Below are 14,470 nucleotides of genomic sequence, written 5' to 3'. Positions count from 1 at the left end.
GCATGCTCCACCCGCGTACGTCCCGGTTCGATGCCCCGGCGGGGAACGGGAGGGTGAACGCGCCCTAAGGTGATCGGAACAAGGGGAGAACTCGCAGGGGAGCACCGATGGCGGAATTGATCGTCCGTCCTGCCGCCGACGCCGACATGCCCGGTCTTCGCGCCGTCGCCGAACACTTCGGCACCCTGGGCCTGTGGCCGGAGCAGCCGGACTTCGTGGACGCCGAACGCGCGTTCGGCGAGGTGCTCGTCGGCGAGGTCGACGGCGCGATCGTGGGCTTCGGCGGCACGCTGCGCCGGGGAACGGTCACGCACCTCGGAGACCTGTTCGTCCTGCCGGACCACCAGTCGTCGAGGGTGGGCCGCACGATCCTGTCTCGTCTGCTGCCGGGCGACACACCCAAGGTCACCTTCGCATCGGACGACAAGAGGGCGCTCGCGCTGTACATCAGGAACGGGATGCGCCCGCGCTGCCCGCTGTTCTACCTGAAGCGGGGGCCGCTCGGCGACCAGTCCGTGCGGCGGGCGAGCGGTCAGGCGGCGCCGGGGGAGGCGGACGTCCACGCGGTGGCGGCCATGGACGCCCACGTCTCCGGCGGTGACCGGACCTCGACACTCACCTGGTATGCCGGGCTGCCCGACGTGACCCTGCACGTCAGCGGCTCGGGCTACGCGTTCGTCAGGACGGCAGGGGACAGGGTCGTCATCGGACCGGCCGGGGGCGCGACCCCGCAGGACTGCGCCGACATCGTGCTGGAGGCGGCGAACGCCCATCCCGGCGCCAGGCTGGTCCACGTGGCGGTGCCCGGCACGCATCCGCTGCTCGCCCTGCTGCTGGACGCGGGCTGGCACATCGGCGACATGGACACGCTGCTGACCAGCGAGGACTTCATGCGGCTCGACTGCTACGCCCCACACCCGGACCTCGGCTAGGTGAAGGCCGGCGGCCCCCGTCCCCGGCCAGGGGGACACCGGGGACGAGGGCAGCACGGCTTCGCCGCGTCCGGCGAGTGCCGGCCGGCGCGTCCCGGGCCTTCCGGCCCGGGCCGTCACAGCCTGCGCAGGTAGTGGGCGGAGGCCCATCCGGGAATGCCGTCGGCGGTGTCCACGGCGACCCAGCCGTGGGTGGCGTCGCAGCCTCCCGGGATCCTCCCGTCGGCCGGCCGCAGCCTGCCGACCGGGGCGTGGTGGATGCCGGCGCCCTCGCGGACGTTGAGGAAGCTGCCCTTGCGCACGTGCCGGAGCCGGTAGGTGCACGAGAGCGAGGGCCGTCCGCTCAGGTCGAGCCGGTGGAGGTAGCGGGCGGCGGCGAAGCCCGAGGCCCCACCGGCGGTCTTCACCGCGATCCAGCCGTTGGTGGCGGTGCAGGCGCCGGAGAACCCTCCGTCGGCCGGCCGCAGCTTGGCGACGGGGGCGTGGTGGATGCCGGCGCCCTCGCGGACGTTGAGGAAGCCCCCCTTGTGCACGCCCCGGAGCCGGTAGGCGCACACGAGACCGGGCCCCTGCATGGCCTCGTGGACCACCTGCCCGTAAGGTCCCGACCCGGCGGGTTCACCGGGATCGGGCGGCCGGACCGCCGCGACTCCCGGCGCGGGGTATGCCCGGACACCCGAGGCCGGCTCGGCCGCGATCCTCGACGTGAGGCGCCCCCCGGCGTCGGAACCGGCCTGGCCTGCGACGGCCTGCGCGGGGTGGGCTGCGACGAGCCACCCCGTGGCGGCCCACGCCGCCAGCGCGGGAACGATGCTCTTCGCCACTGTCACGATCTCTCCCTTCGGTCGGCATCGCCCACGCCCGGCCGGGGGGACCCGGGCCCAGTGATGCTCACCCGAAGTTCTGATCTGATTACCGAGCGTTTACACCTCGATTGAATTCCCGCCTTGATTTTTTACCCGACACACCGGGGAGAAGGGGATGAGTCACCCGCTGTGCGCGCCGTGGAAGGGCGTGGTCACCCCCGCGTACGCCAGGTGCAGCATCATCCCCAGGTCGGCGTGGCTGAGGTTGTGACAGTGGTTCATCCACAGCCCCGGATTGCCTGCGCGGAAGGCCACCTCCCACACCTCGCCGGGTCGTACGTCGAAGGTGTCGAGCCACAGGGGGCTGCCGGTGACGGAGCGGCCGTCCCGCGAGAGCACGAGCACCCGATGGCCGTGGAGGTGCCAGGGATGGGTATCCCGGCCGCGGTTGACCACGGTGAGCCGGACCAGGTCGCCCTCTCCGACCACCTCCGTGGGGATGTCGGGGAAGGCGTGGCCGTTCACCGTGTGCGCGTACATCGGCCGCCCGTTCGTCAGCGCGAATCCCCTGTCCAGGACGAGTGTGAAGTCCCGGTCGAAGTGGTTGCGGGATGTGAACGGCGTTGGGGCCGGGGTGCCATACCGGGTGACGTCGAGTTCCGGCCAGTCCGCCGTCGGGCTGTCGGCGCTGGGAACGGCGCCGGGATCCGTGGTCGCCGTCGCGCTCGCGCCGGCCGCCGCGGTGTCCTCGCCGGCGCCGGGCGGTCCGCTCGCCGGCATGAGCCGTACGGAGTCGGTGCGGTCGTCGACCCGCAGGAGCGCGGGGCCTGACGGCATCGTGAACGCGAGGTCATACCGGCCGCCCGCCGCGAGCCGCAGACCGGCGCGGCCGAGAGTGCCCGGCCCGTTCAGGTCCGTCCCGTCCACCGCCACCAGCCGGTAGGGCGTGCCTCCCAGCGTGAACCGATGCGGCGTGTTGTCGGTGTTGATCAGGCGCAGCCGTACGGGGGTGCCGGGCGCGGCCTGCCGGACCAGGGGCTGGTCGCGGTCGCCCGTCACCGTCACGCCGCCGAAGGTGTGCACGGGCAGCGTGAGGTCCAGTCCGGTGGCGGCGGTTCCCTTCGGCGTGACGACGAGCGTGCCGTAGAGCCCCATCCGGACGCCGAGGTCGGATACCTCGTGCGTGTGATACCAGTACGTGCCCGTCTGGGCGGCGACGAAGCGGTAGACGAACTCCCCGCCGGGCGGCACGGCCTCCTGAGTGAGGCCGGGCACGCCGTCCTCGCCCGAGGGCACGTCGTAGCCGTGCCAGTGCAGCGTCACTCCGGACGTGATGTCCGCGTTGCGCAGCCGCACCTCGACGAGGTCGCCCTCCTCGGCGGTGAGCGGCGGTCCGGGGACCTGGCCGTTGAAGGTCCACGCCGACACCTTCCGTCCCGAGGACAGCGTGACGGTCGCCGTACGGGCCGTGAGCTCGAACCGGCGCACGGTGCCGCCCGGTGGAGGTGCGGCCGGGCCGCGCAGGTCGGTCACCGCGCGGGTCGCCCCTGCCAGGCCGGAGGCGGATTCTTCCGCGCCCGAATCCCCCGCAGCGGAGTGGGCGTGGGAGGTGGAGCCCATGGCACCCATGGCGGCGGCGCCTCCGGGGGCGGAGCCCTCCGCCGTGGTTTCCTCCGACAAGGGAACGAAGGCGAGCGTGGCGCCGAGCACGGTGGCCACGGCGGTCGCCGCCGTCGCCGTCCGCAGCCCGGGGACGTGCGTGCTCATCGCTCTCCAGGTCCCCAGGACGGCCCCCGCGGCGACGGCCAGGAGGAGGAGAGCGGTGCCCGGATCCGCCGGGTATCCGATCAGGAAGGTCTGCACGATCCCGGCCGCCGCGGCGTACCCGGCGCCGAGCAGCGGGACCACCACCGCCGGCGCTCTGAGGGCGTCCCCCGAAACCGCGTCCGCTCGCCGGGCGGCGCGGAGCAGGCGCGGCCCGGCGAGCGCGGTGGCGACGGCGCCCGCCACGACGAGAAGCGGCAGGGCGAGGGTGATCTTCTCCTGCACGAACCACCAGCCGGCCCCCGCCAGGGCGAGGACGGACCAGACCCGGACCAGCGACGCGACCAGGGCCACCGCGAACAGGGCCGCGGCCGTCCTCGTACGGCGGGCCGCGGCGGCCACGCCCGCGCTCACCCAGGCCGCCACGGTCAGGACCGAGACGAGCAGGTCGAGCGCCATGAGCCGGTCGGTCGTCATGAGGCGCGAACCGGACGGCCCTCCGCGGCTGCCCCCGACGGGGCGGGCTTGGCCCACGCGAGCTGCCGCGCGTTGCGGAACACCATGCCGCAGACGCCCATCACCGCCATGCCGTTGATGGCGTGCAGGCCGAGGATGGCCAGGGAGAGGGGTGTGGTGTTGCCGGTGCTGTCGTCGAACAGGCCGCCGAGCGCGACGATCAGCGCCTGCACGATGACCAGCCCGAGGGGCAGGACGGTCAGCCCGATCTGACGTCCCGGCGCCCTGGCGGCCGCCGCGGCGGCGGTGGCGACCAGCGACAACACCGGGATGACCATCATGCCGTTCATACTGTGCAGGGCGAACGAGGAGTCGTCCTGGGGCTTGTCGAACGCGCCGACGGCCGCGAGGTACATCTGCACCACGGCGGCGGCGAGCAGCAGTCCCGCGGAAACGGCGTAGACCTTGCGCACGCTCTTGCTCCCTTCGGTCAGCGGATTGCGGGTCACGGGGATCCTGTCCCACGTGGCCGGCGGTGTCGTCCCTCGTCGAGAGACACGTCGGCTACCGCTGGGGGAGTACGCGGGCGTGTGCGCCGTCCGTCCCCTGGCGGTGTCTCGATGGTGCCGCCGGGGGACGCCGGCGTCGTCGCACGTGGGGAGGCTCTCGGGCCTACCGCCGGGGGATCAGCGCCATACGCAGCTACCGCGAGGGGAGTATGGTCATTGCGGCCAGTTGGCGATGATCGCCGGGGTGATGGCGTCGGCGTAGCAGTTCAGGGTCGTACGCCGCGGCCGGTCGTACACGCAGACCTTGACGTCCACGCGCTTGATCTGGCCGTCCGACGACAGCCGGATCGGCTCCTTCGAGGCGCAGGTCGTCTTCGGCAGGGCCCACCCGGTGCCGCCGCCGACGTAGTGGAAGCGGGCCCGGACGTAGGCGCAGTGCCCGCCGTGCGTGTCGCGGTCGTACAGGGTGCCCGAGACGACGAACGTCTCCGCGGTGAAGCGGGTGATCCACACGTCGGCCTTGGCATATCCGTGGTGACCGCTCCGGGACTGCACGGGTCCCCAGTGGATCAGCGGCGCCGCAGCCCGTGACGTGGTGGCGGCGTGGGCCGAAGCGGCCGGCAGGCTCCCGGCGATCACGAACGCCAGCAGGCCGCCGATGACGAGGTTCTTTCTCATGTCCGCCGACCCTAGGGTCCCCTACTTGGAGGGACCTTGTATCCCGCTGGTCGTCAGGGCGTCCCCTTGCGATACGCCTCGTAGAGCGCGTTCAGGTTGTCGGTGTACAGCTCGGTGAAGCCGCAGGAGGCGCAGATCCACGCGCGCACCGTGCCGAGGGCCTCACCCTGGACGTAGAAGAAGGGGACCTTCTCCGGCAGTGGCTCCTCGACGCGTACCCGAAGGGGCTGCGGCCCGTTCGGGCCCCGGTCGCGCACCTCGACTCCGGCCATGACGGCGCCCGACGAGCACTTGGGGCAGATGTTGTCTCTCACGCGGCTTCCTCCTTCATGGGCACGCCGAGGAGGAGTCTGCTCCCGTCAAATCTCGCGGCGGCCACGAAGCAGGTCCTCGGCCTGTTCGACCACGTCGTCGACCGGGACCTCGGCCACCCACGACTCGTCGTGCGGGCACCGCCCCGCCCGGGGGTCGTGCCCGCTGACCCCGCAGATCGGGCACCGCGCGGTCCAGGAGATCAGCGGCCGGTGCAGGGTGCGGGTGAGCGGCCCGGCGTTGATGAGGTTGCCGCCCCAGAAGATGCCGACGGTGGGCGTCCCGACCGCCGCGGCGAGGTGGCGGGGGCCGGTGTCGTTGGAGATGACCAGGTCGCACCGCTCGTACAGCGCGGCGAGGCCGCCGATGCCGAGCGTGCCGACCGCCGTGACGGCGGGCCGCCGCATCGCCGCCGCGACCTCCTCGACCACCTCCCGCTCCTTCTCGATGCCGGTGATGACGACCGGGCGGCCGAGCCGGTCGGCCGCCTCCGCGAAGGCGCGCGCCGGCCAGCGCCGCCGGGGGTCGCTCGCCCCCGGATGCAGCGCGATCAGGCCGCGCGGCGGCTCGCCGTACGCGCGGGCGAGTTCGGCGCGGTCGGCGCCGGTCACGGCGATCCTCGGCTCGTACGCCTCGGCCGTCCCGCCGACCAGCGCGGCGACCTCCAGGTAGCGCAGCGTCTCGTGCTGGTAGTAGACGTACGGCACCCACAGGTCGAGCCGTTCCGCGTCCGGCGTGCACAGACCGGCCGTCACCCGGGCGCCGATCGACTTGACGAAGGGGTTGGAGTTGCGCCCGCCGCCATGGATCTGCACGGCGAGGTCGAACCGGTGCTCGCGCAGTTCAATGAACAGGCTGTCCGGAGCCTCGTGGCCGCTGTCCGCCGACGACACCCCGGAGATCGGCGGCAGGGCGATGACGTCGTCGACCGGTCCCGGCCTGCCGTCCAGGAACCGGGCGTGCCAGGGGGTGCCGAGGAGGGTCAGCCGCGCCTGAGGGTAGGCCCGGCGAAGCGCCTCCAGGGCGGGCATCGCGAGGACCAGGTCGCCCAGGGCGTTGGCCCGCAGCACCGCGATGCGGCGCACGTCCTCGATCAGCGCGCCCATGCCGTCTCGAACACGTAGTCGTAGCACTCGGCCCTGCGATCGGTGACCGTCGTGGGCAGCTCCAGGTGGTAGGCCCGGCTCGGCAGCAGGCCCGCGCCGCCGTACCTCTCCATAACGCGCAGTTGCGCCACGACGTCCTCACCCGCGTGCCGGGGCGGCACCGACCGCCAGAAGTCGAAGCCGCCGCACTCCAGCAGCCGCTCCCGGTCGTACAGCACGCAGCCGCCGATCCAGGCCACCTTGTACGGCCGCCACTCCCGGGGACCCGGCGAGCCGAGGTGTTTCCGCGCGAGATGCAGCGGGTTGGAGGCGTTGTGCAGGGTGTAGCGCTGCCAGGCCGGCGACTCCCGGCGCACCCGCTCGGGTCGCACGCCGTCCGTCCACTCCTCGTACGGCGCGAGCTCGGCGGGGCGTACGTCGTCGCGGTAGGACAGGCCGTGCAGCGCGTAGCCGACGAAGCCGCAGCGCAGCTCGCCGATCGCGGACAGCAGGACCTCGATCGCCTCCGGCTCCAGCCATACGTCGTCGTCCACGTAGAGCGCCAGCCGCCGCTCGGCCCGGCCGAGCAGGAACGCGCGTTGCTCGGCCATGCCACGCGCAGGCAGGTGGCGGTGGACGGCCGCCGGCCTGTGGCGGTGGTCGAGGATCCGCAGTTGCGCCGCCACCAGCGGGTCGCCGGCGACCGGCTCGTGCGACTGGTCCGAGATCACGACGCGGAACCCGGACACGGTCTGCGCCGCGAGGCCCGCCAACGTGACGGCCAGCGCGCCCGGGCGGTCCTTGGTGGGCACGAGCACATCCAGGTCAGACGGGGCGAACATGCGCGCCTGATACCCCTGAGGTCGTACGGCAAACGGAGCCGATCAGGGGCGGCGGTCGGAGAGGCGTCTGGCGCCGGGGAACCTGATGTGTCGGCGGCCGGGGCAGCCCTGCGCTGTCCGGTCGTCCTCGGACCGTACTCGCCCGTTGACGTGCGCGGGGCCGTGCGCGTCCGCACAGTGGGGCTCGGCCGCCTCGGCCGCCGCCTCGCCGATCGCGAGAAGCTCAGGCGGGGCGTGGTCGACCTGCAGCGTGGTGTGGGCGATGCCGTACTCGTCGTGGACCATCCGCTGCGCCGCCTGCCGTACCGCGTGGCAGTCCGCGCCGGGGGCGACCAGGATGTGCGCCGACATGGCGGGGTAGCCGCTGGTCACCTCCCAGATGTGCAGGTCGTGCACCTCCACCACGTGTTCCAGGGCGGCGGCCTTGCGGCCGATCTCGGCGGGGTTCATCCCGGCGGGGGCGGCCTCCATGAAGACCCGGCCGGACTCGCGCACCAGGTCCCATCCGGCCTTGAGCATCAGGGCGGCCACGACCAGCGCGGCCAGGGCGTCGGCCCGGCCCCAGCCGGTCAGCCAGATCACCACACCGGCGGCGGTGGTGGCGACGAAGGCGAACAGGTCGTTGAGGATGTGCTGGAAGGCGCCCTCGACGTTCAGGCTGGCGCGGTTGGCCTTGTTCAGCAGCCAGGTGGCCGCCAGGTTCACCGCGATCCCGGCGATGCCGGTGGCGACGACGTACACGCCTTCGACCTCGGGGGGCTCGATCAGCCGGCGTACGCCCTCGTAGACGAAGTAGACGCTGAGCAGCAGCAGCGTGATGCCGTTGATCTGGGCGCTGATGATCTCTGCGCGCTTGAGGCCGTAGGTGAAGCCGCCCTGCGGCGGGCGGGCGGCGATCCGCATCGCGATGATCGCGAAGGCGATGGCGATGGCGTCGGTGAGCATGTGCCCGGCGTCGGAGACCAGGGCCAGGGAGTGCGCGATGACGCCGATGACGACCTCGACCGCCATGAAGCCGAGGATGAGCGCCAGCGCGCCGGTCAGCAGACGCCGGTCGGCCTCGGCGCTGACCGCGTGCCCGTGACCGTGGCCATGCCCGCGCCCATGGCCGTGGCCATGCCCGCGCCCGTGCTCGCGGTCGTCACTTGTCCCCGTGCGGTGCCCGCGCTCCTTGCCGGTCTCACCCATCGCCCCGGTCCTTCTCCTCATGTCCGATGTGCGTGATCGCCAGGTCGAACAGCAGTCGCACGTGCGAGTCCGCGAGGCGGTAGTAGGCCATCCTTCCCGCGCGCCGCACCTTCACCACGTTGTGAACGCGGAGCAGGCGCAGGGCGTGGGACGCGGCGGACATGCTGTGGCCGGTCGCCGCCGCGAGATCGCAGACGCACATCTCACCGCCCTCCAGCAGCGCCGCGATCAGCCGCAGCCGTCCGGGATCCGCCAGGAGGCCGAAGACCTGTGCCAGGTCCTCCACCGTCTCCTGGGACGGCATGGCCCTTCTGACGGTCTCCACCCGGTGCGCGTCCACCACCGGGAGCGCACAGGAGTCGGCCGTCACGAGATCCACAACACTTGAACGATCGTTCACGTGTGTGAGTGTAGGTCGTGGGCGGCACATGTCAACGTGTTCCTGTTCCTTTCCTTGCCGGAACCCGCCCGCGCGACTCGTACGCACCCGTGGGTGGCACAGGCGGCGGGCCCCGGCTCAGGGCACGGGGGCGAGCGGCAGTCGCAGCACGAAACGCGCCCCCTCGGCGCTGTCTTCGATGGTCAGCCGGCCGCCGTGGTTCTCGGCGATCTGGCGGGCGATGGCCAGGCCGAGCCCGGCTCCTCCCGCGTCCCTGCTGCGGGCCGAGTCGAGTCGCGTGAACCGCTGGAAGACCTTCTCCCGCTGCTCGCGTGGAATTCCGGGGCCGTCGTCGGCCACTTCGAGCACGGCCGTTCCATCGGATGGCCCGCCGGGTCTTCGCGGTTCGCGCCGCACTGTCACCGTGACGGTGCTGACGGCGTGCCGCTGCGCGTTGCCGAGAAGATTGCTGATGAGACTGCCGAGCGAGTGGGGGTCGCCCAGCACGACGACGTCCCGACGCAGCCGGGGGACCATCCGCTTCGTGACCGGCGACATCTGCAGTTCGCCTTCGGCCAGCTTCCCGAGATCCACCCGTTGCCGCCGGATGGGGAGCGCCTCGCTCTCCAGCCGCGAGAGCGCCAGCAGGTCCGTCGCGATCCGCTGCAGCCGTTCGAGGCTCGGGAGCAGCGCCCTGGCCAGGGTGACCACGTCGGTCTCCTGCGGCGCCTGGAGCGCGTCCTCGATCTGGGCCCGCATGGCGGTCAGCGGGGTGCGCAGCTCATGGGAGGCGTCGGAGCTGAAACGACGCTGGCGTTCCAGCGCCTCCTCCAGCCGCCCGAGCGTACGGTCCACGCCGGGGGCCAGAGCGTCGATCTCGTCGTGCACCGGCGGGTGCGGGCCGGCTGCCTGGATCTCCTCCGGCTCGGTCAGGGGCGCGGGCGGCGGCCCGATCGCGCTGCCGGTCAGGCGGAAGCCGAGATAGGTGATCGCCCCGGCCAGCAGGAGCGCCCCGCAGAACAGCAGCAGGAGCAACGCCGGGTGCGCGTACACCGGTATCTGCGGCCCGGGGGCGAGCGCGTGGAGCATCCGGTCGTCGTGCGGGGCCGGGTCGGCGGCAGGTGGGTGATCGGGGAGCAGCCGGATCGACGTCCCCGCCAGGCACAGCGCCACGACGGCGACACCATGGGCCGGTGCCGGCCGGGCCGTGATCGACGAACGCTGCGGCATGGCGCACATCCCCCTGGATTCAGTGCACCACGAGGGCATGCAGGAAGCCGCTCGGGGGCCCCGCCAAGGCCGCCGCCGTGCGGACCGATCCGCCTCCGGCTCCTGGCAGTCGCAATCATTGGGCCTTCATTGTTAGGAAACTTTCCTTTATATTGGCGCCACCCCCCAGCAGTGAGGAGCACACATGCGAAGAACGCTGACCTTCCTCGCGACGGCGATGATCGGCATCGGCGCCACGGTGTTCATCGCCTCCCCGGCTCAGGCGCACGGGTACATCTCGTCGCCCCCGAGCCGCCAGGCGATGTGCGCCCAGGGCCGCGTCCCCAACTGCGGCGACATCATCTACGAGCCCCAGAGCGTGGAAGGACCGAAGGGGCTGCGCAGCTGCAGCGGCGGCAACGCCCGCTTCGCCCAGCTCGACGACGAGAACAAGTCCTGGCCGGCCACCAGCGTCGGCAACTCCGTCACCTTCACCTGGTCGCTGACCGCCCGCCACGCGACCAGCACGTGGGAGTACTACATCGGAGGCACCCGGGTCGCCGTCTTCGACGATCACGGGGCGCAGCCCCCCGCCACCGTCAGCCACACCGTGAACTTCGGCGGATGGTCGGGGCGGCAGAAGGTCCTCGCGATCTGGAACGTGGCCGACACCGCCAACGCGTTCTACGCCTGCGTCGACCTCCAGATCGGCGGGGGCGGGACGCCCAGCCCCTCGCCCACTCCCTCTCCGACGCCGACGCGTACGCCGAGCCCGTCTCCCACGCCGACGCGTACCCCCACGCCCACCCCGACCGTTCCCGGTGGCACCTGGGCCGCCGGTACGGCGTACAAGGCGGGCGACCAGGTCACCTACGGCGGGGCGACGTACCGGTGCATCCAGGCCCACACGGCGATCGTGGGCTGGGAGCCGCCGAACGTCCCCGCGCTGTGGCAGAAGATCTAGTGCCGCGACCGACAAGATTTGCCCGGACGGAGCGGCGTCCAGAGTGGTGCGTCGCAAGGCGGAGGAGGAGCTCGTAGCGGAGCTACGAGCGATCTTCCCGGGCCCCGCGGAGATTACGAGCTTGCGAGGAATCTTCGTGGGTGGGGCGACAACGCATCGTGGTGCCGCTCTGGGCGACGCGACGGGGCAAAGATTGGCGGGAGGGGCACCAGGGCACCGCGCCCCGCTCGAAGCGCCCGTCCCGGCCCGTCCGGGGCGGGCGCCGGCGGTCAGGCGAGGTGGACGTGCACTTCGGCGCCCTGCATGAAGGCCCGCGAGTACGGGCACTCCCCGTGGGCCTGCTCCACCAGCCTGCGGGCCGCCTCGGGCTCGACCCCCGGCAGGCGTACGGTCAGGTCGGTGGCGATCGTGTAGTCGTCGGCGGTGCCGCGCTTGCGCAGCGTTACGGCCGTGTCCACGGAGGCGTCGGCGGTGCGGACGCCCTGCCGGCCGGCGACCAGCGTGAGCGAGTTGTGGAAGCAGGAGGCGTAGGCCGCGGCGAGCAGTTGCTCGGGGTTGGTCGCCCCTCCGGGGCCGCCGAGCTCGCCCGGCGCCTTGACGCGTACGTCGAGCATGCCGTCGTCCGACGCCACCTTGCCGAGGACGGACGAGGCCCTGGCCGTGTAGAGGTCGTCATACGATTCGCCGCCGCGCTGGGGCCGCTCGGCGGGGCGGCCCTCGGGCATCCGCCCGGTGAGCTCCGCCTCGACTCCGGGCCCCGAGTAGTCGGGCCCGGGCGCCCGGTCGCTCGGCAGATGGGTGAACCGCCGTGTTTCCTCGCTCATCGCGCATCCCTCGTCCGCTCGCAACGCGTCCCGATCGGGATCGGCGGGTCACGTACCCCCTGAGCTGCCCAATATCGGACTCAAGGGGCAAAAGTTCTCATCAGCGTCGCTGTGCTACGGTCCCGGCAGACATTCCCCTCTGAATGGTGAAATGTCGGCAACGGCGGCGAGGAGTGGGTTCTTTATGAGTGGGGCTGTCCGGTGGGGGATCCTCGGCACGGCGGGCATCGCCGCGCGGGCGTTCCTGCCCGCGTTGCGCGAGGCCGGCGGGGGGACGGCCGCCGTCGTGGCGGGCCGTGACCTGCCCCGCGCCGAGGAGTTCGCCGCGCGGAACGGCGTCGAGCGGGCCGCGCGCGGTTACGAGGCCGTCATCGAGGACCCGTCGATCGACGCGGTCTACATCCCGCTGCCGAACGCCCTGCACGCGCAGTGGACCATCGCCGCCCTGGAAGCGGGCAAGGCGGTCCTGTGCGAGAAGCCGCTGTGCCTCACCGCCGAGGAGGCCGGGAACGTCATCGAGGTGGCCCGCCGGTCGGCCCGGCCGCTCTGGGAGGCGTTCGTCTTCCCGTTCCATCCGCAGACGGCCCGGCTGCGCGGCCTGCTCGCCGAGGGCGCGATCGGCGAACTGCGGGAGGTCTGGTCGTCCTTCCACTTCACGATGCAGGGCACTGAGAACATCCGGCTCGACGCGGCCCTCGGCGGCGGCGCGCTCTACGACGTGGGCTGCTACCCCGTACGGCTCGCGCACCTGCTGTTCGGCGGTGACGCCGTCGCCGGCCACGCCGTCGCGGTCAAGGGCGAGGCGGGGGTTGACATCGAGACCGCCGGGATCCTGGAGTTCGGCTCCGGCCGCCTGATGCTGAGCTGCGGCTTCGACCTGCCCTTCACGACGTACACCCGCCTGGTCGGCACCGGCGGGGAGATCCGGCTGACCAACCCGTTCCATCCCGAGCCGCACGACGGGCTCGAAGTGTGGCGTGAGGGACGCCTGGTCGCCCGGCACGAGCCGGGCGAGGGCACCGCGTTCTCCTGGGGCATCCGCCACATCCACGAGGTGCTGCGCGGCGAGGCCGAGCCCCGGCACACGGCGGCCGACGACTCCCTCGGCACCGCCCGGTCCCTCGACATGCTGCGCTGACGCGCCGTCCCCTGGCCGTCCCCTGGCCGTCCGTCTCGCCTGGGCGGCCGGGTCAGGGCGCGGTGAGCTTCGCGCAGAGCTCGCGCGGGAAGCGCGGTTCCGCGGCGCGCACGTCGTCGCATCCGGGCCTGGTCGTGGCCGTGATCACCCGCCAGCCGGTGGGCGTCGCGCGGTAGAAGTATCGGGTCGTCCCGGACGCGCCCGCGCAGTCGCCCGGTCCCTCGCACGCCGGTCCGCTGTTGATCGAGATGTCCATGACGAGCCACTTCCCGTCGCATCCCCGCTCACTGTGATAGCTGTGCTCCGGCGCGTCCGCGTCCCTGGCGGCCTGGTAGTAGGAGTCGGAGGTGCAGCCCGTCGGCGCCGGGTGACAGCCGAGCTCGCCGCAGCGGCGCAGCAGGCCCGGCCGATCCGAGGTGTAGAGCTGGTCGAGGTTGACGACCACGTCGCGCTCGCCGAGCGGCTGCGGCAGCCGCACCTCCACCGGCACCGTACGCTCGCCGGGGCAACCGTTCCCGGCCATCAGGAGCCGGGACTCGAAGCGGATGTCGACGCGGACCAGTTTCGGCTCGAAGCCGTCCAGCCTGCCGGTCGGCCCGCGCAGGCAGCCGTCAGGGCCGTCGGGCACCCGGGCGTCGAGCGTCAGGACCCTGCCGTCGGGGGAGATGCGGACCTGCGTGACCGTGGACACGGCGAAGGTGACCCACCGGGTGGTGTCCTCGTGGGTGACGATCGAGGGGGTGGCCTCCCCTGTCGCGCCCGCGCGGCGCAGCGCCCGGGCGCCGATCTCGTTCACCAGCGTGGCGTCCCCGGCCGTGCTCTCCAGGACCGAGACGACGCGGTCGCCGGCCCTGCCGATCAGGTAGACGCCCGTCTTCTCGACGCCGTCCTCCTCCCGGTAGTCGTGCTGGACCAGCATCGTGCCCGGCACGCCGACGTCCCTGGCGACGAGCGAGTAATGATCCGCCTCGTCCCGGCAGCGTCCGAGTCGCTCGCCCAGCTCGTCGAGGTACGCCTGCGCGCCGCCGGGGCGGTAGCCGGCCACGTACTCGTAGACCTGGAAGCGGCGGTCGCCGCCCCAGGGAGCCACGCTCGCCGTGATCGCCCGCGTGTCCAGGCGGTCGGCGTCGCTGCGGAACGGTTCGGCCGCGCAGGGCGCGGGCGCGAGCGGCGGATGCGTGCCCGACACCTCGGTGGGCCGCCCGCCGTACAGGTCCGCCGCGCCCAGCATGCCGTCGCCCGCGCCCCCTGCTCCGGCGCGGACGCGGCCGCAGGCCGACAGCGCCGCGAGCAGGACCCCGCACAGCACCGCGCACAGGACGAGGAGAGGCAGGCGTCTGACCGTCACCCGTCGATCATGTCATTCCGGGAGGCGGCCACGCGT

The 14,470-nt window shown here is 72.6% G+C and carries 15 protein-coding genes and 1 pseudogene; 4 read left to right on the top strand and 12 right to left on the bottom strand.

Going from position 1 to position 14,470, the window contains the following annotated elements:
* Positions 1 to 107 precede the first annotated feature (107 nt).
* The gene (locus IL992_RS30845) at positions 108 to 932 is read left to right on the top strand and encodes a GNAT family N-acetyltransferase (RefSeq protein WP_193206868.1); all 825 of its coding nucleotides are present in this window, start codon (positions 108 to 110) and stop codon (positions 930 to 932) included.
* A 116-nt stretch (positions 933 to 1,048) separates the two neighbouring features.
* Here IL992_RS30845 and IL992_RS30840 read toward each other — a convergent pair whose 3' ends face one another.
* The 10 genes from IL992_RS30840 to IL992_RS30795 all read right to left on the bottom strand — a co-directional run bounded on the left by IL992_RS30840 (position 1,049) and on the right by IL992_RS30795 (position 10,181).
* Complete coding sequence (locus IL992_RS30840) at positions 1,049 to 1,762, bottom strand: SH3 domain-containing protein (RefSeq protein WP_193206867.1); 714 nt, start codon at positions 1,760 to 1,762, stop codon at positions 1,049 to 1,051.
* A 156-nt stretch (positions 1,763 to 1,918) separates the two neighbouring features.
* Positions 1,919 to 3,979, bottom strand: coding sequence for a multicopper oxidase family protein (locus IL992_RS30835; RefSeq protein WP_193206866.1), 2,061 nt, complete (start codon positions 3,977 to 3,979; stop codon positions 1,919 to 1,921).
* Positions 3,976 to 4,467: a DUF6220 domain-containing protein gene (locus tag IL992_RS30830; RefSeq protein WP_193206865.1), complete on the bottom strand. Its 492-nt coding sequence runs from the start codon at positions 4,465 to 4,467 to the stop codon at positions 3,976 to 3,978. Before IL992_RS30830 ends, IL992_RS30835 begins: the two co-directional genes overlap by 4 nt.
* A gap of 213 nt (positions 4,468 to 4,680) precedes the next feature.
* Positions 4,681 to 5,145, bottom strand: coding sequence for a hypothetical protein (locus IL992_RS30825; protein WP_193206864.1), 465 nt, complete (start codon positions 5,143 to 5,145; stop codon positions 4,681 to 4,683).
* 53 nt (positions 5,146 to 5,198) lie between these two features.
* Positions 5,199 to 5,459: a hypothetical protein gene (locus tag IL992_RS30820; RefSeq protein ID WP_193206863.1), complete on the bottom strand. Its 261-nt coding sequence runs from the start codon at positions 5,457 to 5,459 to the stop codon at positions 5,199 to 5,201.
* Positions 5,460 to 5,504: 45 nt separating this feature from the next.
* Positions 5,505 to 6,563 carry a glycosyltransferase family 9 protein gene (locus IL992_RS30815; protein ID WP_193206862.1) on the bottom strand — a complete coding sequence of 353 codons (1,059 nt, stop codon included), beginning with the start codon at positions 6,561 to 6,563 and terminating at the stop codon, positions 5,505 to 5,507.
* Positions 6,551 to 7,384: a glycosyltransferase family 2 protein gene (locus tag IL992_RS30810; protein ID WP_193206861.1), complete on the bottom strand. Its 834-nt coding sequence runs from the start codon at positions 7,382 to 7,384 to the stop codon at positions 6,551 to 6,553. The genes IL992_RS30815 and IL992_RS30810 overlap by 13 nt, the downstream gene beginning before the upstream one ends.
* Before the next feature lie 42 nt (positions 7,385 to 7,426).
* Complete coding sequence (locus IL992_RS30805) at positions 7,427 to 8,572, bottom strand: cation diffusion facilitator family transporter (RefSeq protein ID WP_193206860.1); 1,146 nt, start codon at positions 8,570 to 8,572, stop codon at positions 7,427 to 7,429.
* Positions 8,565 to 8,972, bottom strand: coding sequence for an ArsR/SmtB family transcription factor (locus tag IL992_RS30800; protein WP_319018943.1), 408 nt, complete (start codon positions 8,970 to 8,972; stop codon positions 8,565 to 8,567). Before IL992_RS30800 ends, IL992_RS30805 begins: the two co-directional genes overlap by 8 nt.
* A 117-nt stretch (positions 8,973 to 9,089) precedes the next feature.
* Positions 9,090 to 10,181 carry a sensor histidine kinase gene (locus tag IL992_RS30795; protein ID WP_193206858.1) on the bottom strand — a complete coding sequence of 364 codons (1,092 nt, stop codon included), beginning with the start codon at positions 10,179 to 10,181 and terminating at the stop codon, positions 9,090 to 9,092.
* Positions 10,182 to 10,398: 217 nt separating this feature from the next.
* On the opposite strand from IL992_RS30795, the pseudogene IL992_RS46765 reads away from it, so the two are divergent.
* Positions 10,399 to 10,869 (top strand): annotated as a pseudogene (locus IL992_RS46765) (lytic polysaccharide monooxygenase auxiliary activity family 9 protein); the annotation flags it as partial.
* A complete protein-coding gene (locus tag IL992_RS49070; RefSeq protein ID WP_404804799.1) occupies positions 10,867 to 11,124 on the top strand; it encodes a carbohydrate-binding protein in 258 nt (85 codons plus the stop codon). The pseudogene IL992_RS46765 and the gene IL992_RS49070, both read left to right, overlap by 3 nt.
* Positions 11,125 to 11,393: 269 nt before the next feature.
* Here the strand turns inward: IL992_RS49070 and IL992_RS30785 are convergent, their stop codons facing one another.
* Positions 11,394 to 11,948 carry an Ohr family peroxiredoxin gene (locus tag IL992_RS30785; RefSeq protein WP_226874082.1) on the bottom strand — a complete coding sequence of 185 codons (555 nt, stop codon included), beginning with the start codon at positions 11,946 to 11,948 and terminating at the stop codon, positions 11,394 to 11,396.
* Positions 11,949 to 12,132: 184 nt separating this feature from the next.
* On the opposite strand from IL992_RS30785, the gene IL992_RS30780 reads away from it, so the two are divergent.
* Positions 12,133 to 13,086, top strand: coding sequence for a Gfo/Idh/MocA family protein (locus tag IL992_RS30780; protein WP_193206856.1), 954 nt, complete (start codon positions 12,133 to 12,135; stop codon positions 13,084 to 13,086).
* 52 nt (positions 13,087 to 13,138) lie between these two features.
* On the opposite strand, the gene IL992_RS30775 is transcribed toward IL992_RS30780, so the two are convergent.
* Positions 13,139 to 14,434, bottom strand: a complete 1,296-nt coding sequence (locus tag IL992_RS30775) for a hypothetical protein (RefSeq protein WP_193206855.1) — start codon at positions 14,432 to 14,434, stop codon at positions 13,139 to 13,141.
* Positions 14,435 to 14,470 lie beyond the last annotated feature (36 nt).

Source organism: Microbispora sitophila, assembly GCF_014892245.1.
Taxonomy (GTDB): Bacteria; Actinomycetota; Actinomycetes; order Streptosporangiales; family Streptosporangiaceae; genus Microbispora; species Microbispora siamensis.
The sequence above is the reverse complement of the archived record's forward strand: the minus strand, read 5'-3'. Positions and strand labels throughout refer to the sequence as shown.